Below are 23,154 nucleotides of genomic sequence, written 5' to 3'. Positions count from 1 at the left end.
CATGAGCGGACCGCGGGGAAAGACGCTGGGCCACCGGTCCGCCGGGGTGGTGTTCCTGCTGGTGCCCGCCCTGCTGATCTGGCTGGCCGTCGCCGTCTACGACAAGGAGTTCACCGACTCCGATCCGGTGGTCGTCGAGACCGGCAGCGCCGGCAACCAGATGCACCCGGGCGCCGAGGTCAAACTGCGCGGCGTCGTCGTCGGCGAGGTCCGCGCCATCGACGCCACCGGTGCCGGGGCCCGGCTCACCCTCGCCATGAAGCCCGGCTCGCTGGACCACGTACCGTCCGACGTGCGCGCGCAGATGCTGCCGACCACCCTGTTCGGCGAGCGGTTCGTGGCCCTCGTACCGCCAGAGAACCCCTCGGCCGAGCCCCTGGCCGCCGGAGCCGTCGTCCCCCAGGACCGCTCCGCGAACGCCATCGAGCTGCAGCAGGTGCTCGACAACGTCCTGCCGATGCTCACCGCCGTCCAGCCGCAGAAGCTCGCCGCGACCCTGTCGGCCGTCTCGCAGGCCCTGGAAGGGCGTGGGGAGCGGCTCGGCGAGACGCTGAGCCTGCTGGACGAGCACCTGGAGGAGTTCAACCCCAACCTGCCCGCCCTCAACCGGGACCTCAAGGAACTCGTGAAGGTCAGCCACGTCTACGCGGACGCCGCGCCCGACATCATCACGGCGCTCACCGACTTCACCACCACCAGCGGCACCCTCGCCGAGCAGGAGGCCGAACTCGCCGCCACCCTCGGCGCCACCACCCGGACGTCCGAGGACGTGACCGCCTTCCTGCGCAAGAACCGGGACAACATCATCCGGCTCAGCGCCACGAGCAGGCCGACCCTGGAACTGCTCGCCGAGTACTCCTCGGCCTTCCCCTGCACCCTGCGCGCCCTCGCCGAGTTCGTCCCGGCCATGGACAAGGCGCTCGGCAAGGGCACCGACCGGCCCGGCATCCACGTCGACGTCACCACCGTCCCCTCGCGCGGCGCCTACCGCCCCGGCCGCGACACCCCGGTGTACGACTCCGGCGGCGGCCCCCGCTGCCCCTCCGTGCCGTACGTCGGCTCACTGCCCCGGCCCACCGCGCGGACCGCCTCCGCGGCGGCGGAGCAGGACCTCGGGCCCGCCAACTCCCCGTCCGAGAACGACCTCGTCAACGAACTCCTCGCCCCCGCCGCCGGCAAGAGCCCGAAAGACCTGCCCGACTGGAGCAGCCTGCTGGTCGGCCCCGTCTACCGCGGTACGGAGGTGACACTCGGATGACCGGGGCCGAGAACGCGCACACCCGGCGCCGCCCGCTGACCGGGCCGCTGCTCAAGTCCCTCGTCTTCGTGGTGGTCACCGCCCTCGCCACGACCGTGCTCGGCCTCGGCGTCGCCGGCAGCGGTGCCGGCTCCGGCACCGGCAGCAGGACCTACAAGGCCCTGTTCACCGACGTCACCGGGCTCATGGACGGCGACAGCGTGCGGATCTCCGGTGTGACGGTCGGCGAGGTGACCGACGTACGCGTCGTGCACCGGCGCACCGCCCAGGTCACCTTCACCGTCCGCGAGGACCGCACGCTGCCCCGGTCGACCACCGCCGCCGTGAAGTACCTCAACATGGTCGGCCAGCGCTACGTCGCCCTCGGCCGCGGCAGCGGCGACCTCACCGGCACCCTCCCGGAGGGCGGCACGGTCCCGCTCGACCGCACCGCGCCCGCGCTCGACCTGACCCTGCTCTTCAACGGCTTCAAGCCGCTGTTCGAGGGACTCTCCCCGAAGGACGTCAACGAACTCGCCGGATCGATCGTGCAGGTGCTCCAGGGCGAGGGCGCCACCGTCGACAGCCTGCTCCGCCACATCGGCTCGCTCGGTACGACCGTCGCCGCCAAGGACAAGGTGATCGGCCAGGTCGTCCAGAACCTCACCACCGTCCTCGACACCCTCAACGACCGCGAGGACAGCTTCGACGACCTCGTCGTCACCCTCCAGCAGCTCGTCACCGGCTTCAACGAGGACCGCAAACCCCTGGGCAAGGCCGTCACCGCCATGGGCGAACTCACCACCGTCACCGCCGGCCTCCTCGAGGACGGACGGGAGCCCCTCAAGAAGGACATCCGCGAACTGGGCCGGCTCTCGACGAACCTCGGCGAGCACACCCCGCAGATCGAGGACTTCCTCGAACGGACCCCCGCCAAGATGACCGCCCTGACGCGCCTCTCCTCCTACGGATCGTGGTTCAACCTCTACCTCTGCGAGGCCCGCGTGAGCGGAGTGACCACCTCCGACGGCTCCGAACCGCCGACCGGTATCGCGATCACCGAATCGAGGTGCCGCGGATGAGGCGCCCGCACATCAAGCCCGTCAAGGAACGCAACCCCGTCGCCGTGGGCCTCGTCGGGCTGCTCGTCCTCGCCGTGATCGCCGTCCTCGTCTACAACGTGGACCGGCTGCCGCTGGGCGGCTCCACCTCCTACAGCGCCGACTTCTCCGAGGCGGCGGGCCTGGACGAGGGCGACGAGGTGCGCATCGCGGGCGTCAAGGTCGGCAAGGTCACCGGCGTCGCGCTCGACGGGCCCAAGGTGAAGGTCACCTTCGAGGTCGAGGACGCCTGGCTCGGCGACCGGACGACGGCCGCCATCGCCATCAAGACCGTCCTCGGCGACAAGTACCTGGCGCTCGACCCGCTCGGCGCCGGCCGGCAGGACCCCGGCCGCCGCATCCCCCTGACCCGCACCACCTCCCCGTACGACGTGACCCAGGCGTTCCAGGACCTCAGCGGCACCGTCGACGACATCGACACCCGGAAGCTCGCGGAGAGCTTCGAGACCATCTCCGACACCTTCGCCGACTCCCCGCCCCACGTGCGCAAGGCCGCCACCGGCCTGTCCGACCTGTCCCGCTCCGTCTCCAAGCGCGACACCGAACTGTCCGAACTCCTCAAGGGCAGCGCCAAGTTCAGCAAGACACTGGAGAACAAGAAGTCCAGCTTCGAGACCCTCATCGAGGACGGCGGCTCACTCCTCGGCGAACTGCGGGACCGCCGCGCCGCCATCAGCGCCCTGCTCAAGGGCAGCCAGGACCTCGGCATCGAACTCGGCGGCCTCGTCAAGGACAACGAGAAGCAACTCGGCCCGACCCTCAAGGCGCTCGGCCGCGTCACCGCGGTCCTGGAGAAGAACAACACCCAGCTCGGCAAGACCCTCGCGCTGGTCGGCCCGTACTACCGCCTGGTCGGCAACACCCTCGGCAACGGCCGCTGGTTCGACAGCTACCTGTGCGGAGTCGTGCCCCGCGACTACCTGCCCGAGACCTCCCGGCCCGAGACCGGATGCCTGCCGCCGAAACAGCCGGCCGCGGCCCAGGGGAGCGGTGAGTGATGAACCGACGCCGAAAGATCCTCACCGGTCTGCTCGCCTTCGCGGTGCTCCTGGCCGGCGGCCTGGTCACCGTCCGCGCCCTCGACGCCGACGGCACCCGCGTCACCGCCTACTTCGACCGCACCATCGGCGTCTACGCCGGATCCGACCTGCGCGTCCTCGGCGTCCGGGTCGGCGAGGTCGAGTCGGTGCGGCCGCAGGGCACCACGGTCCGCGTCGGCCTCCGCCTGGACGAGGGGGTGCGGGTCCCGAAGGGCGCGCGGGCCGTCGTCGTCGCACCGAGCGTCGTCTCCGACCGCTACGTCCAGCTCACCCCCGCCTACGACACGGGCCCCGCCCTCGCCGACGGCGCCGTACTGCCCGCCTCCCGCAACCACGTCCCCGTCGAGATCGACCAGATCTACGACTCCATCACCGAACTCGGCGACGCCCTCGGCCCGGACGGCGCCAACTCCGAGGGCGCCCTGTCCGAACTCCTTCGCACCGGCGCCGCCAACCTCGACGGCAACGGCGAGGCCATCGGCGACGGCGTCGAGGAGTTCGGCAAGGCGGCCAAGACCCTCGACGGCAGCAGCGGCGACCTGTTCAAGACCCTCGGCAGCCTCCAGACCTTCACCACCATGCTGAAGAACAAGGACACCGACGTGCGCACCGCCCAGGAACGCCTGGACGAGGTCGTCAGCTTCTTCGCCGACAACAAGGACGACCTCACCGGTGCGCTGGAGGAACTCGGCAAAGCCCTCGGCCAGGTCAAGACCTTCATCGAGGACAACCGGGGCGAGCTGAAGAAGAACGTCGACCGGCTCGTCCCCATCACCCGGACCCTGGTCGAACAACGGGCCTCGCTGGCCGAGGCGCTGGACGTGGCACCACTGGCCGCGGGCAACGTCGTGAACGCCTACAACCCCGACACCCGCACCCTCGACGGCCGCGCCAACCTCAACGAGATCAGCATCGGCGGCCCCCTGCTGCCGCTGCCCGTGGCGGGCGCGACCGACGGGAAGAAGGGAGACGGCCGATGAAGCGCGGCACCCTCGCCGCCGGCCGGGCCGCCGGCCTGACCGCGGGCGGACTGATCGCCCTCGGTCTCGGCTTCGCCCTGGCCCTCGGCGGGATCACCGTCGTGCCGAGCGGCTTCGGGGGCATCGACGACCTGCCGCTGCCCGGCGGCGCCGACCTCGGCGACCACCCCCGCACCGTCACCGCGGAACTCCAGGACGTGCTCAGCCTGGTCCCGCACTCCGCGGTACGCGTCAACGACGTCGCCGTCGGCCGGGTCACCGGCATCGAACTCGGCGAGAACGACTGGTCGGCGCGCGTCACCATGGAGATCAACGGCGAGGTGCGGCTGCCCGCCGACACCACCGCACGGCTCGAACAGTCCAGCCTGCTGGGAGAGAAGTACATCCAGCTCGTCGCACCCGCCAAGGAGACCGGAGCCGGCCCCCTGGCGGACGGAAGCGTCATTCCGCTGGCCCGCACCAGCCGCAACACCGAGGTCGAGGAGGTGTTCGGCGCGCTGTCCCTGCTCCTCAACGGCGGCGGCGTCAGCCAGCTCAAGACCATCACCCGGGAACTGGGCGCGGCGCTCGGCGGCCGCGAACCCGAGGTCCGCTCCATGCTCAAGCGGGTCAACACCCTGGTGAGCGACCTCGACGACCACCGGGGGGACATCACCGACGCCCTCGACGCCGTCAACCGGCTCTCCTCCACCCTCGCCACCCGCAAGGAGGACGTCGGCACCGTCCTCACCGGCCTCTCGCCCGGGCTGAAGACGCTGGAGAAGCAGCGCGGCTCACTGCTGACCATGCTGCGCTCCCTCGACACGCTCTCCGGCGTCGCCGTCTCCACGATCAACGCGAGCAAGGACGACATGATCGCCGACCTCAAGGCCGTCGCGCCGACGCTGAAGGCGCTCGCCGACGCGGGCACCGACCTGCCCGACTCGCTCCAGGTGCTGCTGACGTACCCGTTCACCGACGAGGTGCTGCGCGGGGTGAAGGGCGACTACCTCAACACGTACCTGAGCATGGTCGCCGTGCCCGGGACCCAGGTGATCCCGCCGATCGTGCCCGAGGGCACCCCGGCGAGGAAGCAGACCTCCTCGCCCCTGCCGCTGCCCTCGGTGTCCGAGCCCGGAGGAGGTGAGCGCGGGTGATCACCCTCGCCGTACGGCTGAAGAACCTCGCCTTCCTCATCGTCGCCGTCCTCGCCCTCTCCTACCTCGGCATCCGCTACGCCGATCTCGGCCGGTACGTGGGCGTCGCCGACTACTACACCGTCGACGTACAACTCCCGCGCACCGGCGGCCTGTTCACCCACTCCGACGTCACCTACCGGGGCGTCTCGGTGGGCCGCGTCGGCCCGATCGACCTCACCGCAGAGGGCGTCGTCGCCGAACTGCGCATCAAGAAGTCCGCCCCCCGCATCCCCGCCGACACCAAGGCCGTGGTCGCCGGGCTCTCCGCCGTGGGCGAGCAGTACATCGACCTGCGGCCCGAGAGCGACGGCTCCCCCTACCTCGCCGACGGCGCCCGCGTCGCACAGGCCGACACCCAGGTGCCCGCACCCGTCACCGACGTCCTCACCAGCGTCGACGACCTCGTGGGAGCCGTCCCGCTGGAGGATCTGCGCACCGTCGTGGACGAGTTCGGCAAGGCATTCGAGGGGCACGGCGACGACCTCCAGGTGCTGCTCGACAGCGGCAGCGGCTTCGTGGAGGCCGCCGACCGGGCGCTGCCGTCCACCACGCTGCTCATCAACGACGGCGAGACCGTCCTGCGCACCCAGGCGCAGGAGTCCGAGGCCATCCGCGACTTCGCCGTCGGGGCCGAGGAACTGGCCGCCGCCCTCAAGGGCTCGGACGCCGACCTGCGCCGCCTCCTCGCGGTCACCCCCGAGGCCGCCACCCAGGTCAGCGGCCTGCTGCGGGACCTGGACCCGAGCCTGGGCGTCGTCCTCGCCAACCTCCTCACCACCTCCGAAGTCGCCGTCACCCGGCAGCGCGGCATCGAGGAACTCCTCGTGAAGTACCCGGCGGCGGTCGCCGCCGGCGCCACCGCCGTCGACGGAGGGAAGCTGAACCTCGGCATGGCCGTCACCTTCTTCACCCCCCTGCCCTGCACCGACGGATACGGCGGCACGCGCTACCGCAACGGTCTCGACCTCGGCACCGCGCCCGCCCTCAACACCGACGCGGCCTGCACCGCCCCGGCCTCCAGTGGGTCGAACGTGCGTGGCTCGGCGAACGCCCCGAAGGGCGGCGCGGTGCCCGATCCGGCCAGGCCCGGCTCCCTGCCCTCGGGCGGCGCCGGCACCCCGAAGAGCGGCGGTGGCTCGGCACTCCCCGGCGCCCTCGCCCTGCCCGGACAGAGCGGCGAGGCGCCGTCCGACCTGGCCCCTCTCCTCGCCCCGGCCACCGGCGGTACGCGATGAGGCGGGCGCGGATCCTCACCGGAGCGGCGCTCGCACTGGCCCTCGGCGTCTGCTCCACCGGCGCCTGGACGTACGCGCAGGCACGCACCGACGACTCGCTCGCGTACGGCCGGGAACGGGACGAGGCGCTCGCCGACGGCCGCGAGGGCATCGCCGTACTCACCACGCTCGACGCCTCCACCCGGCAGCGGGCGGAGCGGAGCATCCGGGACTGGCGCGCCGTCTCCACCGGGCCGCTGCGCAAGGAACTCGGCGACACCGAGCCCGCCGTGGGGGCCTCGGCGCGCGCCACGGTCACCGAGGCCGCCGTCACCGCGCTCGACACCCGGTCCGGCACGGCCAAGCTCATCGCCACGGTCCGCGTCGAGGTCACGCCCGCCACGACGAAGAAGCCGGCCACCGACCGCAAGCGCCTGGAGGCGGTCCTGGCCCGCACGGGCGAGGGGGAGTGGAAGGTGCGGGCGCTGAGCGCCGTACCGGTCGAGGGGGAGAGGGAGGGCGAGGAGCGATGACGCCTACGTGGCTGCTGCGCAGGGGCGGTGCACCGGAGCCCGGCACGGAGACGGAGGCGGACCCGGCCCCGGAGACGGACCCGGCCCCGGAGACGGACCCCGCGGACGCGTCCGGTGACGCCCCCGCCGGCCGGCTGCCGGGCGGGCGCCTGCGGCGCGCCGTGCCGACCGGGACCATCGCCCTCCTCGTCCTCGGCGGCTGCGGCCTCTTCTACGCGGCCCACCAGGTGACGTCGGCCGCGCCCGCCCGCAACCACGCGCTCACCGACACCGAGGCCACCTCCCGCGTCGCCGGCGACGTGGGCAACGCCCTCGCCCGGATCTTCTCCTACACACCGGACGGCACCGCGGCCGCCGAGCGCTCCGCACGCACCGTCCTCGACGGCCGCGCCGCCCGCCAGTACGAAACCCTCTTCGCCCGGGTCCGCGACGACCTCACCGAGCAGCGCGTCACCCTGAGCACCCGGGCCGTCCGCACCGGAGTGATCGAACTCGACGGCGACCAGGCCCGCCTGCTGGTCTTCCTCGACCAGACCTCCCACCGCGGCAAGGGCAAGGGCGAGACCACCACCGCCGCGGCCCAACTCACGGTCACCGCACGGCTCCAGGACGACCGCTGGCGGATCGTCGACCTCAAGGCCCGCTGAACATGCGGCAGACGGGAGTACCCATGAAACGCGCGGTCCGCGTCCGCACCGCACTCCGCCTCCGGCCGCTGCCGGCCCTGGCCCTCGCCCTCACCCTCGTCGCGGGCGGCTTCGCGGCGTGGGCGGGCCAGGACTGGTACGGGGCGGCCCACGACGAGCAGGCCGCCTACGCCGCGCAGCGGGACGCGGCCCTCACCGCCGGGGAGCAGGCCGTGCAGAACCTCAACACGCTGGACCACCGCGAGCTGAAGCGGGGCCTGGACCTCTGGGAGTCGTCGACGACCGGCGAACTGCACGAACAACTGGCCTCCGGCCGGGCCGAGTTCACCGATCAGGTGAAGGAGGCGAAAACGGTCAGCACGGCCCGGGTGCTCTCGGGCGCCGTCACCGAACTCGACGACCGCGCCGGCCGCGCGCGTGTGCTGGTCGCCCTGCGCGTCACGGTCAAGGCGTCCAACGGATCGAAGTCCGACAAGGACAGCCGCATGCTCGGCGAACTCACCCGGTCCGACGGCCGGTGGAAGCTGAGCGCCCTGGGCCAGGCACCCGTGGGCGGCACACCGGCCGGCTGACCCGGTCCCGTACCCGCAGAAGCCTGCCGCAGCGAGGAGGACACCGCACATGTCGACGACCCGTCACCACATCAACCGCCAGCGGCGCCGCCAGGCCCGCGAGACCCGGCCCACCTCCGGCGGTACGGCCGTCCTGACGTCCCCGGAGGCCGCCGACGCGCCGCCACCGTCCTCCGCGCGGAAGCCGAAGCCGTCCTCCGCGCGGAAGCCGAAGCCGGCGACGACCACCCCGGCCGGACGGCGCCGGCCACTGGGCCTCGTGCTGCTCTGCGCGCTGACGCTGCTCCTCGGCGCCTTCGCGGGCTGGGCACACGCGGAGGCCGAAGGGCTCAGGGACGAGCCCGCGCGGAGCAACACCGCGCTGACCGACCTCGCCCGCACCAGCGAGATCAAGGGACAGGCGGCCAAGGCCGTCGACCGGCTCTTCTCCTACGACCACGCCGACCCCGGCGCCCTCGACAAGGCGGCGCGGGACCTCCTGACGGGCAAGGCCGTCGCCCAGCACCGGGACCTGCTCGCCGACGTCCGCGAGCGGGCCGACCGGCAGAAGGCGGTGATCACCACGACGGTCACCGAGAGCGCCGTCGAACGGATCGACGGCGACCGGGCCCGGGTCCTCGTCTACGCCGACCAGAGCAGTGTCGCCACCACCGGCAGCAAGGCAGGCGAAAGGGCGGGCGACAAGAAGGACGCCGCCAAGGACGAGGGCGTGTACGCGGCGGCCATGCTCGCCGTCGACGTCGTGCACCGCGACGGACGCTGGCTGGTCTCCGCCCTCGACACCTTCGGCCGCTGAGGCCCGCCCCCACGACGTCTCCGACGGATCCGACAGGAGTGACGACCATGTCCGTACGCCGTGCCCGACACCGGTACGCCGGCCGGAGCCGCAGGCGACTGCGCACCACCGCCCTCGCCGTGGCGGCCATGGCGGCCCTCACCGCCTCCCAGGCCCCCGGCGTCACCGTAGACGCGAAGGACACCCACGCCGGACCGGCCGCCGACGACCTGAACCTGTCGCCGCCGGGCGGCCCCTTCGCCGCCCTCGCGCCACCGGGTGACGGCTCCTACCACACCGAACTCCCGCCCCTGACGACGCGGAACGGCACGCCGGCCGCGCCGGTGCTCGGGCGGGAGATCCGCGCCCAGTCCGGCATCCCCGCCACCGTGCTGCGCGCCTACCGCGCCGCCGAGACCACCGTCGGCGGGACGGACCCCGGCTGCCGGCTGCCCTGGGAACTGCTCGCGGCGATCGGCAAGGTCGAGTCCGGCCAGGCGCGCGGCGGCGCGGTCGACCGGAAGGGCACGACGCTGAGCCGCATCACCGGGCCGCCGCTGAACGGCCGGGGCTTCGCCCTGATCCGGGACACGGACGGGGGCGCCCACGACGGTGACACGGTCTACGACCGGGCGGTGGGCCCGATGCAGTTCCTGCCCTCCACCTGGGCCCGCTGGGGCGCGGACGGCAACGGTGACGGCCGCGCCGACCCCAACAACATCTTCGACGCGGCCCTGGCGGCCGGGCACTACCTGTGCGCCGGCGACCGGGACCTGGGCCGGGCGGCGGACCTGGACCGGGCGATCCTCAGCTACAACAACTCCCGCTCCTATCTGGAACTGGTCAGGTACTGGCTGGAGTTCTACCGCCGGGGCGTCCACACCGTCCCCGACGGCAAGGGCGTCGTCCCGAAGAGTCCCGGCGCGGGCGGCGACACCCCGGCGACCGAACCCGTCGACGGCGAGGACGGCGGCAAGGAGGACGGCGGCAAGGACGGCGGCAAGGACGACGGCATCGTCATCGGCCCGGACCCGACCACGACGCCGGGAGGCGCCGAGCCCTCGCCTTCCCGCCCCGTACCTTCGGGCGGCCCGGACCCGTCCACCCCCACGGTGCCCCCGACGAGCCAGGGGCCCTCCACGCCGCCCACGGAGACACCCACCGAGAGCCCCACGGGGACTCCGTCACCGTCGCCGGACCCGACCGACCCGAGCCCTTCGCCGACCGCGACGGACGACTGCTCCCCGGCACCGGGAACCCCGTCGCCCGACCCCACGGCCTCCCCGACCGCCTCACCCTGCCCGACCCCGTCCACCACCTCGCCCACTTCGACGGAGCAGTAACGATCGATGCAGCTCGGCGCTCAGCCCGCCCGGCCCATCCCGGCGGCGTTCGGCCAGCCCGTCGCCGGGACCGACTCCAGTCCGTTGGTCCCCCTGACCTGGGCGGCCGTGAGGCCACCGTGGGCGGGGACGCCGGGCGGGGTGGGACCCATGGGCGGGTAGGGGGCCGCGGCCGCCGGTACCGCCGCCGGGGCGGGGGCGGGCGCGGGCATCGGCATGGGCGCCGGTGCGGGCATGGGCTGGGGGACCGGTGCCGGCTGGGGGACCGGCGCCGGCCCGGGGTACGGCGCCGGCTGGGGGACCGGCGCCGGGGGCGGGACCTGCGGGGGCACCGCGGCGGGGAGCGGCATGCCGGTGCCGGCGGCCGGAGCGGCGGCGATCCCCGGGACGCCGGCACCGGCGGCCTGTGCGGCGATCGCCCGCAGGCCGGCCCCGTTGGTCTGGGTCATCAGGCGGTCCACCGCCGCCGTGCCCGAGCTGTAGCCGGTCCCGGTGGCCGGCTCGGGCACGGCGGCTCCCCTCCTGGACCCGTAGAGCACCTGCTCCAGGCCGGACACCAGGCGACGTACATCCACCTGGGGGCGCACCACGAGACGCAGGAAGCGGCTGGACGAACCGATCTTGTTGCCGCACTCGCGGACCAGGACCCGGTGCTCGGTGAGCATGCGGTCCCGGACGACGGTGCCCTCCGCGCCCACCGGGAGGCGCACGAAGAGGAAGTTGCCCTGGGAGGGGTAGACGGTCAGTCCGGGCAGCGAGGACAGCCGGCCGGTCATCTCCAGGCGGTCGCGACGGACCTGGTGCAGGCTCTGCGCGTACTCGCCGCCGTGGTCGCGCAGCATGAACACCACGTACTCCGCGAAGGAGTTGAGGTTCCACTTGGGGAGCATGGCGCGCACCCGGCCCGCGAGCGCCGGGTTGGCGACCAGGTAGCCGAAGCGGATGCCGTGCAGGCCGAAGTTCTTGCCGAGGCTGCGCAGGACGACGACGTTGGGGCGCAGCATCGCCTCCTGGACCACACTGGGTTCCGCCTCCGCGTCGGCGAACTCCAGAAAGGACTCGTCGACGACGACCAGGTCCCGGTCCGCCATCGCGTCCATGAACTGCACCAGCGCCTGCTTGTGCAGATAGCCGCCGTCGGGGTTGTTGGGGTTGCAGATCACGGCGACCCGGGTGCCGCGGGCCCGGATGAACTCCGCGTACCGCGCGAGGTCGAGGGCGAAGCCGCTGGACTCCTGGAGCGGGAACATGTCGACCCGCTTGCCGGTCTCCATGGGCTGGTCGGTCCAGCGGCCGAAGGTGGGGACGGGGACGGCGAGGGACTCCCGCACCAGCAGGTGGTCGATCCAGGTGATCAGCTCCGTGGAGCCGTTGCCCATCGCCACGCACTGCGGCGGAAGCTGGAGCAGGCTGCACAGTTCGGCGGTGATGGTGTCGGCGCTGCTCGGGTAGTACGTGATGATGTCCCGCAACCGGACGGCCATCTCGTCGAACATCGCCGGGGTGGGGAAGTACGGATTGCAGGGAATGCAGAAGTCCACCGGGCCGGCGCCCGCCTCGTCCCCGCCCTCCCGCGTCAGCGCCGCCATCGACGGGCTGTGCGCCGCGGTGCTGCGGAACAGCGAGGTGACGTTGCCGGACAAATGGACCTCCGTATGTGGGCGGCCCGCGCGGGGAGGTGCGGGCCGCCCTTACATACGGAGGCGGACGGGACGTCGTTCAACGCGTGTGAAGAAAGTGTGCCCTCACGCCCTCACGCCCTCACGCCCTCACGCCCTCACGCGTCGAACGAGTGCACCGTCGAGGTCCGGTACGTCTGTCCGGGCCGCAGCACCGTCGACGGGAACGACGGCTGGTTCGGCGAGTCCGGGAAGTGCTGCGTCTCCAGGCACAGGGCGTCGCCCTGCCGGTAGAGCGCACCGCCGGTCCCGGTCAGGGTGCCGTCGAGGAAGTTGCCCGAGTAGAACTGGAGGCCGGGCTGGTCGGTGGCGATGCGCAGGGTGCGGCCCGAGGCGGGGTCGCGCAGGGTGGCGACGTGCTCGGGGCGGTCGGTGACGCCCTTGTCCAGCACCCAGTTGTGGTCGAAGCCCTTGGCGGTGACCAGCTGCGGATGGTCGTCCCGGATGTCCCGGCCGACGGGCTTGCCCCGGCGGAAGTCGAAGGGCGTCCCGGACACCCGCGCCCGCTCACCGGTCGGGATCAGCCCCGCGTCGGTGGGCGTGTAGCGGGAGGCGGCGATCGACAGTTCGTGGTCCTCGATGGTGCCGCTGCCCTCACCGGCCAGGTTCCAGTACACATGGCTGGTGAGGTTGACGACGGTGGCCTTGTCGGTGGTGGCCGCGTAGTCGATGCGCCAGTCCCCGCGCCGGGTGAGCGTGTACGTCACCCTCGCCCGGAGCGTGCCCGGGTAGCCCATCTCGCCGTCGACGCTGATGTAGTGCAGGACCAGGCCGACGTCGGGGCCGTCGGTGAACGGCTCGACGTCCCACACCCGGTGGTCGAAGCCGAGGGCGCCGCCGTGCAGGGAGTTCTCGCCGTCGTTGACGGAGAGCTGGTACCGCCTGCCGTCCAGGGTGAAGCGGCCCTTGGCGATCCGGTTGCCGTACCGGCCGATCAGGGCACCGAAGTGCGGGCTGCGGGCCACGTAGTCGTCGAGGTTGTCGAAGCCCAGCGAGACGTTCGCGTGGCGGCCCCGGCGGTCGGGGATCTCCAGGGACTGGACGGCCCCGCCGTAGGAGAGCACCTTCATCCGCGTGCCGCCGTTCTCCAGCGACCAGCGGTACACCTTCGTCCCGTCGGCGAGTCTGCCGAAGAGTTCCTTCACCGGCTTCGTGCCTCCCGTGGCGTGTGCGGTGCCGCCGGCCGCGCCGGCGGTGATACCGGCCGCGGCGGCCGATGCGAGGACCGTTCGTCTGCTCAGTTCCATGTGCGGCTCCTGTACTCCCGGGAAAGAAGCGGGCCCCGCCTCGACCGGCGGGGCCCGGGGGACCTACGAACCGACCCTGCGTTTGTTCCACACGTCGAATCCGACCGCGGCCAGCAGCACCGCGCCCTTGATGACCTGCTGCCAGTCGGTGCCGATGCCGACGAGGTTCATGCCGTTGTTCAGCACACCCAGGACCAGACCGCCGATGATCGCGCCGAGGACCGTGCCGACGCCGCCGCTCATCGACGCGCCGCCGATGAACGAGGCCGCGATGGCCTCCAGTTCGAAGTTGAGGCCCGCCTTGGGGGAAGCCGCGTTGAACCGGGCCGCGAAGACCAGGCCGGCCAGGGCCGCGAGCATGCCCATGTTCAGGAAGACCAGGAAGGTGACCTTCTTGTCCTTCACGCCCGACAGCTTGGCCGCGGGCAGGTTGCCGCCGATGGCGTAGATGTGGCGGCCGAGGATCGCGTTGCGCATCAGGTAGCCGAAGCCGACGACCAGCACGCCCAGGATGAGCAGCACCACCGGCGCGCCCTTGTAGCTGGCGAGCAGCAGCGTGACGGTGAGGACGGCGGCGACCAGCGCGACCAGCTTGAGCAGGAACAGCTTGGCCGGCGGCACGTCGAGGGAGAACTCCTGCTGCCGCCTGCGGTCCCGGACCTCCTGGTAGATCACGAAGGCGATCAGGGCGAAGCCCAGCAGCAGCGTCAGGTTGTGGTAGTTGGTGTTCGGACCGACCTCGGGCAGGAACCCGTTGGCGATCTTCTGGAGGTCCTTCGGGAACGGGCCGAGCGTCTGGCCCTTCAGGAAGATCTCCGTCAGACCGCGGAAGAGCAGCATGCCCGCGAGGGTCACGATGAAGGACGGTATGCCGAGATAGGCGATGAAGAACCCTTGCACCGCGCCCGCGGCCGCGCCGATGGCGAGGCAGAGCACCACCGCGAGCGGCCAGGGGAGGTCGTTGTCGACCATGAGTACGGCGGCCATCGCGCCGATGAACGCCGTCAGCGAGCCGACCGACAGGTCGATGTGGCCCGCGATGATGACGAGCATCATGCCGATCGCGAGGATCAGGATGTAGCTGTTCTGCAGCACCAGGTTGGACACGTTGCGCGGCAGCAGCAGGTCGCCGTCGGACCACACGGCGAACAGGGCCACGATCAGGCCGAGGGCCATCAGCATGCCGTACTGGCGCATGTTGCGGCGCATGCCGTCGAGCACCAGCCGCAACAGGCCGTCGCCGGCGGTCGGCCCGCCCTTCCCGGGCGGCGCGGGGGCCGGGGTCTTGGCGGTCACGTCCGTGCTCATCGCGTTACCTCTTTGTCCGTCTTGTCCTTCGTCATCCGACGCATCAGCGCTTCCTGCGAGGCCTCGGCCCGCGAGAACTCACCCGTCAGCCGCCCCGCGGCCATGGTGTAGATGCGGTCGCACATGCCGAGCAGCTCCGGCAGCTCGGAGGAGATGAAGACGACCGCCTTGCCCTGGGCGGCCAGCCGGTCGATGACCGTGTAGATCTCGTACTTGGCGCCCACGTCGATGCCGCGCGTGGGCTCGTCCAGGATCAGCACCTCGGGACCCGCGAAGATCCACTTGCTGAGGACGACCTTCTGCTGGTTGCCGCCGGACAACTTGCCCACCGGCTCGAAGACGGTCGGCGCCTTGATGTTCATGGACTTGCGGTACTCCTCGGCGACCTGCCGCTCGTCGTGCTCGTCGACGACACCCCGCTTGGCGACCTTGCCCAGCGCGGTCAGCGAGATGTTCCGGTTGATGGTGTCGATGAGGTTGAGGCCGTAGTGCTTGCGGTCCTCGGTGACGTACGCGATGCCGTGCTTCACCGCTTGCGGGACGGTCTTCGTACGTATCTCGGTGCCGTCCTTGAGGACGGTGCCGGCCGCGTGCCGGCCGTAGGTGCGGCCGAAGACGCTCATCGCCAGCTCGGTGCGGCCGGCGCCCATGAGCCCGGCGATGCCGACGATCTCGCCGCGCCGGACCTCGATGGAGACGTCGTCGACCACCTTGCGCTGCTGGTCGATGGGGTGGTGCACGGTCCAGTTGCGGATCTCCAGGGCGGGCGCGGCCCCCTCCTCGGGGTGGTGCGGCGTCCGGTCCGGGAAGCGGTTCTCGAGGTCGCGGCCGACCATCCCGCTGATGATCCGGTCCTCGGTCGTCTCGGCCGCCTTCACGTCGAGCGTCTCGATGGAGCGCCCGTCGCGCAGGATGGTGACCGAGTCGGCCACCCGGCGGATCTCGTTCAGCTTGTGCGAGATGATGATCGAGGTGATGCCCTGCTCCTTCAACTGAAGGATCAGGTCGAGGAGTTTGCCGCTGTCCTCGTCGTTGAGCGCCGCCGTCGGCTCGTCGAGGATGAGCAGCTTCACCTTCTTGGAGAGCGCCTTGGCGATCTCCACGAGCTGCTGTTTGCCCACGCCGATGTCGGCGACCCGGGTCTCCGGGTGCTCGTCCAGACCGACCCGGCGCAGCAGCTCGGCGGCGTGCCTGAGGGTGTCGTTCCAGTTGATCAGCCCGCGCTTGGCGTGCTCGTTGCCGAGGAAGATGTTCTCCGCGATGGAGAGGTACGGCACCAGCGCCAGCTCCTGGTGGATGATCACGATGCCGTGCTGTTCGCTTGCCCGGATGTCCTTGAACCGGCAGGTGTCGCCCTCGAAGAGGACGTCCCCCTCGTAGCTGCCGTGCGGATGGACGCCGGAGAGCACTTTCATCAGGGTGGACTTGCCGGCGCCGTTCTCCCCGCAGATGGCGTGGACCTCGCCCTGGCGAACGGTCAGCGTGACGTCCGACAGCGCTTTGACACCGGGAAAGGTCTTGACGATCGAGCGCATTTCCAGGACGGGTCCCGCCATGGTCGTGCCTTCCAATCCTTGAGGGGGCCCGGTTACTTGAGGTCGTTCTCGCTGTAGTAGCCGCCGTCGACGAGGACCTTCTGGTAGTTGGCCTTGTCCACGCTGACCGGCTGGAGCAGGTAGGCGGGCACGACCTTGGCACCGTTGTCGTAGGACTTGGTGTCGTTGACCTCGGGCTTCTTGTCGTTCAGGACCGCGTCGACCATGTTCGAGGCGACCTTGGCGAGCTGGCGCAGGTCCTTGTAGACGGTCTGCGTCTGCTGGCCCGCGATGATCGACTTCACCGAGGCGACCTCGGCGTCCTGGCCGGTGACGATCGGCATGGGCTTGTCGGCGGAGCCGTAGCCGTCGGACTTCAGGGCGGACAGGATGCCGATGGAGATGCCGTCGTAGGGCGAGAGCACCGCGTCGATCCGGGCGCTGCGGTAGCTGGAGGTGAGCAGGTCGTCCATGCGTTTCTGCGCGGTGCCGCCGTCCCAGCGCAGGGTGGTGACCTGGTTGAGGGCGGTCTGCTTGGAGCGGACGACCAGCTGGCCCTTGTCGATGTAGGGCTTCAGGACGTTCATCGCGCCCTGGAAGAAGTACTGGGTGTTGTTGTCGTCGTTGGAGCCGGCGAACAGCTCGATGTTGAAGGGGCCCTTCTCGCCCGCCTTCAGACCGAGCTTGTCGACGATGTAGCCGCCCTGCAGCTCGCCGACCTTCTCGTTGTCGAACGAGGCGTAGTAGTCGACGTTCTCGGTGCCGAGGATCAGCCGGTCGTAGGAGATGACCGGGATGTCGGCGTCCTTGGCCTGCTGCATGACGTTGCCGAGGGACTTGTTGTCGATCGCGGCGACGATCAGGGCGTCCACGCCCTGCGTGATCATGTTCTCGATCTGCGAGACCTGCTGGTCCGGGTCGTCCTCGCCGAAGACGAGCTTGGTCTCGTAGCCCTTGCCCTTCAGTTCCTTCTCGACGTTGGCGCCGTCGGTGATCCAGCGCTCGGAGGACTTGGTGGGCATCGCGATGCCGATGGTGGCGCCGTCGGCACCGCCCTTGTCCTCCTCGCTGCCGCCCTCGCTGTTCTGGCCGCAGGCGGTCAGCGTGAGGGCGAGGGAGGCGGCGGAGGCTATGGCGGCGAGGGCGGCTCTGCGGTTGCGCATGGTCATCATCCTTGATGTGGGTCAGGGCTCGGTCCGAGAGCAGGTGTGTGGGATTGTGCGCGGCTGTGTCTTCTTTTGTGAAGAGAGTTTCCGGAACGTTATGACGAGATCTCGAACCGGTTGAGCGGACCGGGCAGCCGCGAGCCGAGCCGCGCCATGTCCCCGTCCGCCCCGTGCCGGGCGAGCAGGTCGAGCGCGAGCCGTCCGCGCCGCACCCGCTCCTTGGCGGTGGCCAGCGTCAGTTCGCGCAGGTGGTGGCCGTACGGATAGATGCCGGGCGTCTTGGCGAGGCCGAACTTCAGATACAGCGGGGCGCCGCGCCGGATCAGCTCGGCGATCTCGTACATGCGCACATAGCCGCCCAGATCGTCGGGGGCCTCGATGTACAGGTCCATGGGCGCGGCCGAAACCCGCCGTATTTCGGTCAGGTGATCCGGTGTCAGATCGCTGGGCACGTTGATGGAGTCGGCGCCGAGCCGCTCGTAGACCGCGTACGAGGCCGGGTTGACCGGGCCGACGAGCGCGGAGAGCTTGAGCGTGGTGCCGGCGGGCACGAGGCCGGCCGCCCGCGCCCGGTGCAGCGTCCACAGCACGCCCTCGTCGGCGACCAGCAGGCACTTCACGCCCAGCTCCGTGGCCCGGACGGCGTCCTCGACGCAGCCGGCGACCGCGTCGTGGCCGCGTGCCCTGAGGCCCGCCCCGCCCGAGTCGGTGCGGGTGGAACCGCCGATGTCCCAGGTGCCGCGCGGGCCGGTGAACAGGCAGAGCTCGATGTCGCGTTCGGCGGTGGCCTCGGCCATCTCGGTGATCTCGGCGTCGGTCAGCATCCACACGCCGCTGCCCTGGCTGATCCGGTGGATCGGCACGTCCAGCCGCGAGGACTCCTTCAGCACCACCCCCAGCGCCTCCGGCCCCTCGCAGGAAGGGATCTCGGTGCGCCAGCGGCCACCGTCCGGGAAGGAGTGCGGCGAGGCGTCGGCGGGATCGGGGGCGGGCGCGGCCAGCCCGAGAGCGGTGAGCGCCGGCTCACCTGGCCTGCGTACGGAGGCCGGGGCGGAAGCGTCGGTCACAAGCTGTCCTTAGTGTTCGATATGTCGGACGAGGTTCGCGGCTCAGGGCGCGAGCGGCGCGGCCCGGTGGGTGTACGCCGGTGCGGAGGCCGTCAGGTCGCCCCCGCACCGGCGTACGGCTCAGGGGCCGGGGTCAGGGGCCGGAGTCATGGACGCAGCAGCACCTTGCCGACCTTCGGATCGCCGGACCCCACCAGCTCGATGGCCTCCGGGAACCCGTCGAGCGGCAGTTCGTGCGTCACCAGCGGACGCGGATCGAGCAGGCCGGCCGCGAAGACCCGCACCGTGTGCGCCCAGGCGTCCGGCGGCGCCCCGAAGACGGTGCGCACCTCCAGCTGCCGCACCACCAGGTCGGTCGGGTCGAGACCGTCGGCGCCCGGCGCCGGGATGCCGGTCAGCACCAGCCGCCCGCCCCTGCGCAGCAGCGCGGCGGCCGTGCGGGCGGCGTCCGCGGACCCGGCGGTCTCGATCACGAGGTCGAAGCCGTCCGGGAGCGGCCGGTCCTTGGTGCGGAAGTCGCTCGCGCCGAACCGCCGCGACAGCGCCTCCCGGTCCCCGCGCGTGCCGACGACGAGCAGTTCGGCCGGGGAGGCGGCGCGCAGGAACTGCACGGCGAACATGCCGAGCGTGCCGGTGCCGACGACGGCGACCCGCTCGCCGGGCCGGGCGCCCGCCTTCAGCGCGGCGGCGGCGATGCAGGCCGCGGGCTCCAGCAGCGCGGCGGCGGTGAGATCGGCGTCGTCGGGCAGCACGTGCAGCAGGCGCGCGGGCAGGGTCAGCGTGGGTGCCATGGCGCCCGGCCGGGTGAACCCCGTCTCCTCGTACCCCGCCGTGCACAGCGTCGTCTCGCCCACGTGACAGCGGTCGCACACCTGGCAGTTGCGGAACCCCTCGCCCACGACCTTCCGGCCGACGAGCGACGCGGGCACCCCGGCGCCGGTCCGCTCCACGGTCCCGGACCACTCGTGTCCGGGGGTGAGCGGGTAACGCACGTATCCCTCGGGCCGGTTGCCCTGGTAGACCTCGCGGTCGCTGCCGCATATCCCGACGGCGTGCACCCGCACCAGTGCCTCGCCGGCGCCGGGTTCGCCGGGCTCGTGCGGCACCAGCCGGTGTGCCCCCGGCGCCTCGACGACGACCGCGACCGCGCCGCTCATCCCTGTGTCCCCTTGGGCTTGCGCTGCTCCCAGCCCTCGGCCCACAGGTCGAACCGGGCCTGCTGCTGCGGGAACTCGGCCGCCGCGTCGGTGTCCAGCTCGACGCCGAGGCCGGGCGCTTCGGACAGGTGGAAGCAGCCGTCCGCCGGGTCCACCTGCGGGGCGCCCTTCACCACCTTCTTGATCTCCGCGTCCGCGAAGTCGTTGAAGTGCTCCAGGATCTTGAAGTTCGGTGAGGTGAAGCCGACCTGGAGGGAGGCGGCGGTGAGGACGGGGCCCCCGACGTTGTGCGGCGCGACGAGCGTGTAGTGCGTCTCGGCGGTGGCGGCCAGCTTCCGGGTCTCCCAGATGCCGCCGATGTGGCCGACGTCGGGCTGGATGACGTCCACCGACTGGTCCTCGAACAGCTCGCGGAACTCGATCCGGTCGTGGATGCGCTCACCGGTGGCGATCGGGATGTCCACCTTCTCGGCGACCTTCCGCAGCGCCTTGAGGTTCTCCGGCGGGACCGGCTCCTCCAGCCAGGCCGGCTTGAACGGCGCGAGTTCGCGCGCGAGCCGGACGGCCGTGGAGGGCGAGAACCGGCCGTGCATCTCCAGCATCAGCTCGGCGTCGGGCCCGATGGCGTCCCGCACGGCCTCGATCAGCGACACGGCGTAGTTCGTCTGCCGCTGGTCCAGCTCGAAGTGCCCGGTGCCGAACGGGTCGATCTTCAGCGCCCGGTACCCGCGCTCCATGACCCCCTGCGCGGCCTTGTGGTACGCCTCCGGGGTGCGCTCGGTCGTGTACCACCCGTTGGCGTACGCCTTCACCTTGTCGGTGACCCTGCCGCCCAGCAGCTGCCAGACCGGGACGCCTAGGGCCTTGCCCTTGATGTCCCAGCAGGCCATCTCGACGACGGCGATGCCGGACATCACGATCTCGCCGGCGCGGCCGTAGTCGCCGTACTTCATGCGGCGCACCAGGTCCTCGACGGCGAACGGGTCGGAACCGAGGATGTGGTTCGCCTCGGCCTCCCGCAGATAGCCGACGAGCGCGTCGGTGTGCCCCAGCATCCGGGTCTCGCCGACGCCGGTGACGCCCTCGTCGGTGTGCACCTGGACGTACGTCAGGTTGCGCCACGGCGTCCCGACCACGTGTGTGCTGATTCCGGTGATGCGCACGGCGGCTGCCTCTCGCTCTGTTCGATATTTCGTCACTCGTTCGAAATGCTGGCGTGACAGTAAGGACGGGGTGGTCGGAGTGTCAATGGGTCGGACACATAACGGTTTCGGCAGTTTCGAAGGTGCGGCGCGGACACGACGAGAACGGAGTCGGTCGCTCATTCAGGTGAGCGCGGCCGGATTCAGAGAGGGGGCGGGTTGCTGAGCTACGTTGGCCGCATGTCGCGGTTCCGGATGTATCCGACGGGTGAGCAGGCGGGCGTTATGCTCGGGCACTGCACGCACGCCCGATATGTATGGAATCTGGCCGTCGAGCAGCACGCGAATTGGAAGCCAGGGAGGAAGTCCGCCCCGGGCTTTGCTGAGCAGTGCCGCCAACTCACCGAGGCCCGCCGCGAGAACGAGTGGCTACAGGCCGGAAACACTGATGTGCAGCAGCAGGCGCTGAAGGACTTCGCAAAGGCCAAGAGTGCGAAGGTCGCTTCCGGGTTTGGTGCTCCGACCTGGCGGAAGAGGTTCCGGCATGAGGGTTTCCGTGTCATTGGCACGGACCGGGCCCCAGAGTTCGAGTCGGATGGTTCACCCAAGCTGAACCCAAGGACCGGCAGGCAGGTGATGGGCCGGTCGGTGGTGATGCAGAAGCTGAACCGCAGGTGGGCGCAGGTGAAGGTGCCCGGCTGCGGCTGGGTTCGTTTCCGCCTCACCCGCACTGAGCTGCCCTCGGCGAAGACGTTTCGGGTCACGTTCCGCAGCAACCAGTGGCACATTGCCTTCGCCGTGATCCCCGAACCGGTCGAGGCGCCGGGCGCGGGCAAGACTGTCGGTATCGACCGCGGTGTAGCGGTTACCGCCGCTCTGTCTGACGGGCGGAGGCTGAACTGCCCGCAACTCACCACCCGGGAGCGGGCACAGATCCGCAAGCACCAGCGCCGCGCGGCCCGCGCGCCGAAGGGCAGTGACCGTAAGAGCGACGAGAACGCGAAAGTCGCCAGGTTGAAAGCCCGGGAGGCGGACCGCCGCAAGGACTGGTGCGAGAAGGTCTCGACCATGCTCGCTCGCACCTACCGCCTGATGCGGTTCGAGAGATTGAACATCAGGAGCATGACCGCCTCGGCGAAGGGGACGGTCGAGCAGCCCGGCAAGCAGGTGCGGCAGAAGGCTGGGCTGAACCGGGTGATACTCGCCCAGGGGTGGGGCCTGCTGCGCCGTCGTACCGGAGAGAAGGCTCCTGACAGGGTGGAGGACGTACCCGCCCCGTACACCTCGCTTCGTTGCAGTGCCTGTGGGTGGATCGAGAAGAACTCGCGCAAGAGTCAAGCCGAGTTCGTCTGCGTGTCCTGCGGGTTCAGCTGCAACGCCGATGAGAACGCAGCAGTAAACGTCGCGGCAGGACAGGGCGGCATTCCCCGCCCCCGGCGTGCAGCCGGTGCCGGAGGGATGACAGCGGCACCGACCGCTCGAGCGTCCGTGAACCTCAACCCCTCTGGGTAGGAATCCTCCTCATTTGACAGGAGGAGGATGTCAAACAACCTTCACAGCCGCTCTCTAGAATCCTCACCGTCGCGGAACTTAGCCTTCTCGCGTCATGGACTACTGCAACCCGTGCCGACGGCACCTCAACGGCGCCCTCGCCTGCCCGGGGTGCGGCACGCCCGTCGAAGAACTACGCACCGCCGAAGCGCCCCTGACGGCGACTGAGGCGGTCACCTCGCCCCGGCTGGCCGACGACACGGACGCGGCCGACGAGGCACCGGACGACGCCCCGCCCGGCGCCCGGTCCAGCCGCCGCGACCGCAAGGCCGCCGCGCACCGCAGGCGCCGCCGCCGGACCCTGCTCGTCACCGCGGGCTTCGTCCTGGCGGCCGGCGGACTCAGCCTCGCCGAACTCGGCACGGACGCCCCGCACTCGCCACCTCGCCCTGCCGCCGCCGGCGGCGAGACGGCGGACGGCGAGGCGACGAAGGAGGTGGAGGAGGGGTCGGCGGTCCCGGCCGACGCGACCTCGGGCACGACCACCACCTCGGACACCCCGTCCCCGGACGCCTCCACCTCGGCATCGGCGTCCCCGTCGAAGTCCCCCGACGCGGGGGGGGCGGCCGCCCCACCCCCGGGCGCCGCCCCCCCCCCCCCCCCCCCCCCCCCCCCCCACCCCCCCCCCCCCCCCCCCCCCCCCCCCCCCCCCCCCCCCCCCC

Annotated in this window: 20 protein-coding genes; 12 read left to right on the top strand and 8 right to left on the bottom strand. The window is 71.3% G+C overall.

Features of this window, described 5'->3' with window-relative positions:
* Position 1 precedes the first annotated feature (1 nt).
* Genes ACFWR9_RS20200 through ACFWR9_RS20150 form a run of 11 tightly spaced genes read left to right on the top strand, consistent with a single transcriptional unit; the run spans position 2 to position 10,640 of the window.
* Positions 2-1,258: an MCE family protein gene (locus tag ACFWR9_RS20200; RefSeq protein ID WP_383843870.1), complete on the top strand. Its 1,257-nt coding sequence runs from the start codon at positions 2-4 to the stop codon at positions 1,256-1,258.
* The gene (locus ACFWR9_RS20195) at positions 1,255-2,319 is read left to right on the top strand and encodes an MCE family protein (protein WP_383843867.1); all 1,065 of its coding nucleotides are present in this window, start codon (positions 1,255-1,257) and stop codon (positions 2,317-2,319) included. The genes ACFWR9_RS20200 and ACFWR9_RS20195 overlap by 4 nt, the downstream gene beginning before the upstream one ends.
* The gene (locus ACFWR9_RS20190) at positions 2,316-3,356 is read left to right on the top strand and encodes an MCE family protein (protein ID WP_383843865.1); all 1,041 of its coding nucleotides are present in this window, start codon (positions 2,316-2,318) and stop codon (positions 3,354-3,356) included. Before ACFWR9_RS20195 ends, ACFWR9_RS20190 begins: the two co-directional genes overlap by 4 nt.
* A complete protein-coding gene (locus ACFWR9_RS20185; RefSeq protein WP_383843862.1) occupies positions 3,356-4,378 on the top strand; it encodes an MCE family protein in 1,023 nt (340 codons plus the stop codon). The genes ACFWR9_RS20190 and ACFWR9_RS20185 overlap by 1 nt, the downstream gene beginning before the upstream one ends.
* A complete protein-coding gene (locus ACFWR9_RS20180; protein WP_383843859.1) occupies positions 4,375-5,514 on the top strand; it encodes an MCE family protein in 1,140 nt (379 codons plus the stop codon). Before ACFWR9_RS20185 ends, ACFWR9_RS20180 begins: the two co-directional genes overlap by 4 nt.
* Entirely contained in the window at positions 5,511-6,791 is a 1,281-nt protein-coding gene (locus ACFWR9_RS20175) for an MCE family protein (protein ID WP_383843856.1), read from the top strand. Before ACFWR9_RS20180 ends, ACFWR9_RS20175 begins: the two co-directional genes overlap by 4 nt.
* Complete coding sequence (locus tag ACFWR9_RS20170; protein WP_383843854.1) at positions 6,788-7,303, top strand: hypothetical protein; 516 nt, start codon at positions 6,788-6,790, stop codon at positions 7,301-7,303. The genes ACFWR9_RS20175 and ACFWR9_RS20170 overlap by 4 nt, the downstream gene beginning before the upstream one ends.
* Complete coding sequence (locus ACFWR9_RS20165) at positions 7,300-7,950, top strand: hypothetical protein (protein WP_383843851.1); 651 nt, start codon at positions 7,300-7,302, stop codon at positions 7,948-7,950. The genes ACFWR9_RS20170 and ACFWR9_RS20165 overlap by 4 nt, the downstream gene beginning before the upstream one ends.
* A 23-nt stretch (positions 7,951-7,973) precedes the next feature.
* Complete coding sequence (locus ACFWR9_RS20160) at positions 7,974-8,522, top strand: hypothetical protein (protein ID WP_383843848.1); 549 nt, start codon at positions 7,974-7,976, stop codon at positions 8,520-8,522.
* 49 nt (positions 8,523-8,571) lie between these two features.
* Positions 8,572-9,318 carry a hypothetical protein gene (locus ACFWR9_RS20155; protein WP_383843845.1) on the top strand — a complete coding sequence of 249 codons (747 nt, stop codon included), beginning with the start codon at positions 8,572-8,574 and terminating at the stop codon, positions 9,316-9,318.
* A 47-nt stretch (positions 9,319-9,365) separates the two neighbouring features.
* Positions 9,366-10,640, top strand: a complete 1,275-nt coding sequence (locus ACFWR9_RS20150) for a lytic transglycosylase domain-containing protein (RefSeq protein ID WP_383843842.1) — start codon at positions 9,366-9,368, stop codon at positions 10,638-10,640.
* Positions 10,641-10,660: 20 nt separating this feature from the next.
* On the opposite strand, the gene ACFWR9_RS20145 is transcribed toward ACFWR9_RS20150, so the two are convergent.
* From ACFWR9_RS20145 to ACFWR9_RS20110, 8 genes are all read right to left on the bottom strand, one after another.
* Positions 10,661-12,283 (bottom strand): pyridoxal phosphate-dependent aminotransferase, encoded by a 1,623-nt coding sequence (locus ACFWR9_RS20145; RefSeq protein ID WP_383843839.1) that lies wholly within the window; start codon positions 12,281-12,283, stop codon positions 10,661-10,663.
* 134 nt (positions 12,284-12,417) lie between these two features.
* Positions 12,418-13,566 carry an aldose epimerase family protein gene (locus ACFWR9_RS20140; RefSeq protein WP_383843836.1) on the bottom strand — a complete coding sequence of 383 codons (1,149 nt, stop codon included), beginning with the start codon at positions 13,564-13,566 and terminating at the stop codon, positions 12,418-12,420.
* A gap of 63 nt (positions 13,567-13,629) precedes the next feature.
* The gene (gene mmsB / locus ACFWR9_RS20135) at positions 13,630-14,874 is read right to left on the bottom strand and encodes a multiple monosaccharide ABC transporter permease (protein WP_383843834.1); all 1,245 of its coding nucleotides are present in this window, start codon (positions 14,872-14,874) and stop codon (positions 13,630-13,632) included.
* Positions 14,871-16,430: a multiple monosaccharide ABC transporter ATP-binding protein gene (gene mmsA / locus ACFWR9_RS20130; protein WP_383843831.1), complete on the bottom strand. Its 1,560-nt coding sequence runs from the start codon at positions 16,428-16,430 to the stop codon at positions 14,871-14,873. Before mmsA ends, mmsB begins: the two co-directional genes overlap by 4 nt.
* Before the next feature lie 32 nt (positions 16,431-16,462).
* Positions 16,463-17,572, bottom strand: coding sequence for a multiple monosaccharide ABC transporter substrate-binding protein (chvE, locus tag ACFWR9_RS20125; protein ID WP_383843828.1), 1,110 nt, complete (start codon positions 17,570-17,572; stop codon positions 16,463-16,465).
* Positions 17,573-17,670: 98 nt separating this feature from the next.
* Positions 17,671-18,642 (bottom strand): hypothetical protein, encoded by a 972-nt coding sequence (locus ACFWR9_RS20120; RefSeq protein WP_383843825.1) that lies wholly within the window; start codon positions 18,640-18,642, stop codon positions 17,671-17,673.
* Positions 18,643-18,788: 146 nt separating this feature from the next.
* Positions 18,789-19,799, bottom strand: a complete 1,011-nt coding sequence (locus ACFWR9_RS20115) for a zinc-binding dehydrogenase (RefSeq protein ID WP_383843823.1) — start codon at positions 19,797-19,799, stop codon at positions 18,789-18,791.
* Positions 19,796-20,962: a mandelate racemase/muconate lactonizing enzyme family protein gene (locus ACFWR9_RS20110; protein ID WP_383843820.1), complete on the bottom strand. Its 1,167-nt coding sequence runs from the start codon at positions 20,960-20,962 to the stop codon at positions 19,796-19,798. The genes ACFWR9_RS20115 and ACFWR9_RS20110 overlap by 4 nt, the downstream gene beginning before the upstream one ends.
* 219 nt (positions 20,963-21,181) lie before the next feature.
* Here ACFWR9_RS20110 and ACFWR9_RS20105 point away from each other — a divergent pair, with 219 nt between their 5' ends.
* Positions 21,182-22,453 (top strand): RNA-guided endonuclease InsQ/TnpB family protein, encoded by a 1,272-nt coding sequence (locus ACFWR9_RS20105; protein ID WP_383843817.1) that lies wholly within the window; start codon positions 21,182-21,184, stop codon positions 22,451-22,453.
* Positions 22,454-23,154 lie beyond the last annotated feature (701 nt).

The organism is Streptomyces sp. NPDC058534 (genome assembly GCF_042717365.1).
In the GTDB taxonomy this organism is placed as follows: domain Bacteria; phylum Actinomycetota; class Actinomycetes; order Streptomycetales; family Streptomycetaceae; genus Streptomyces.
Note: the sequence above shows the minus strand (reverse complement) of the source record. Positions and strands in the feature narration are given on the sequence as shown.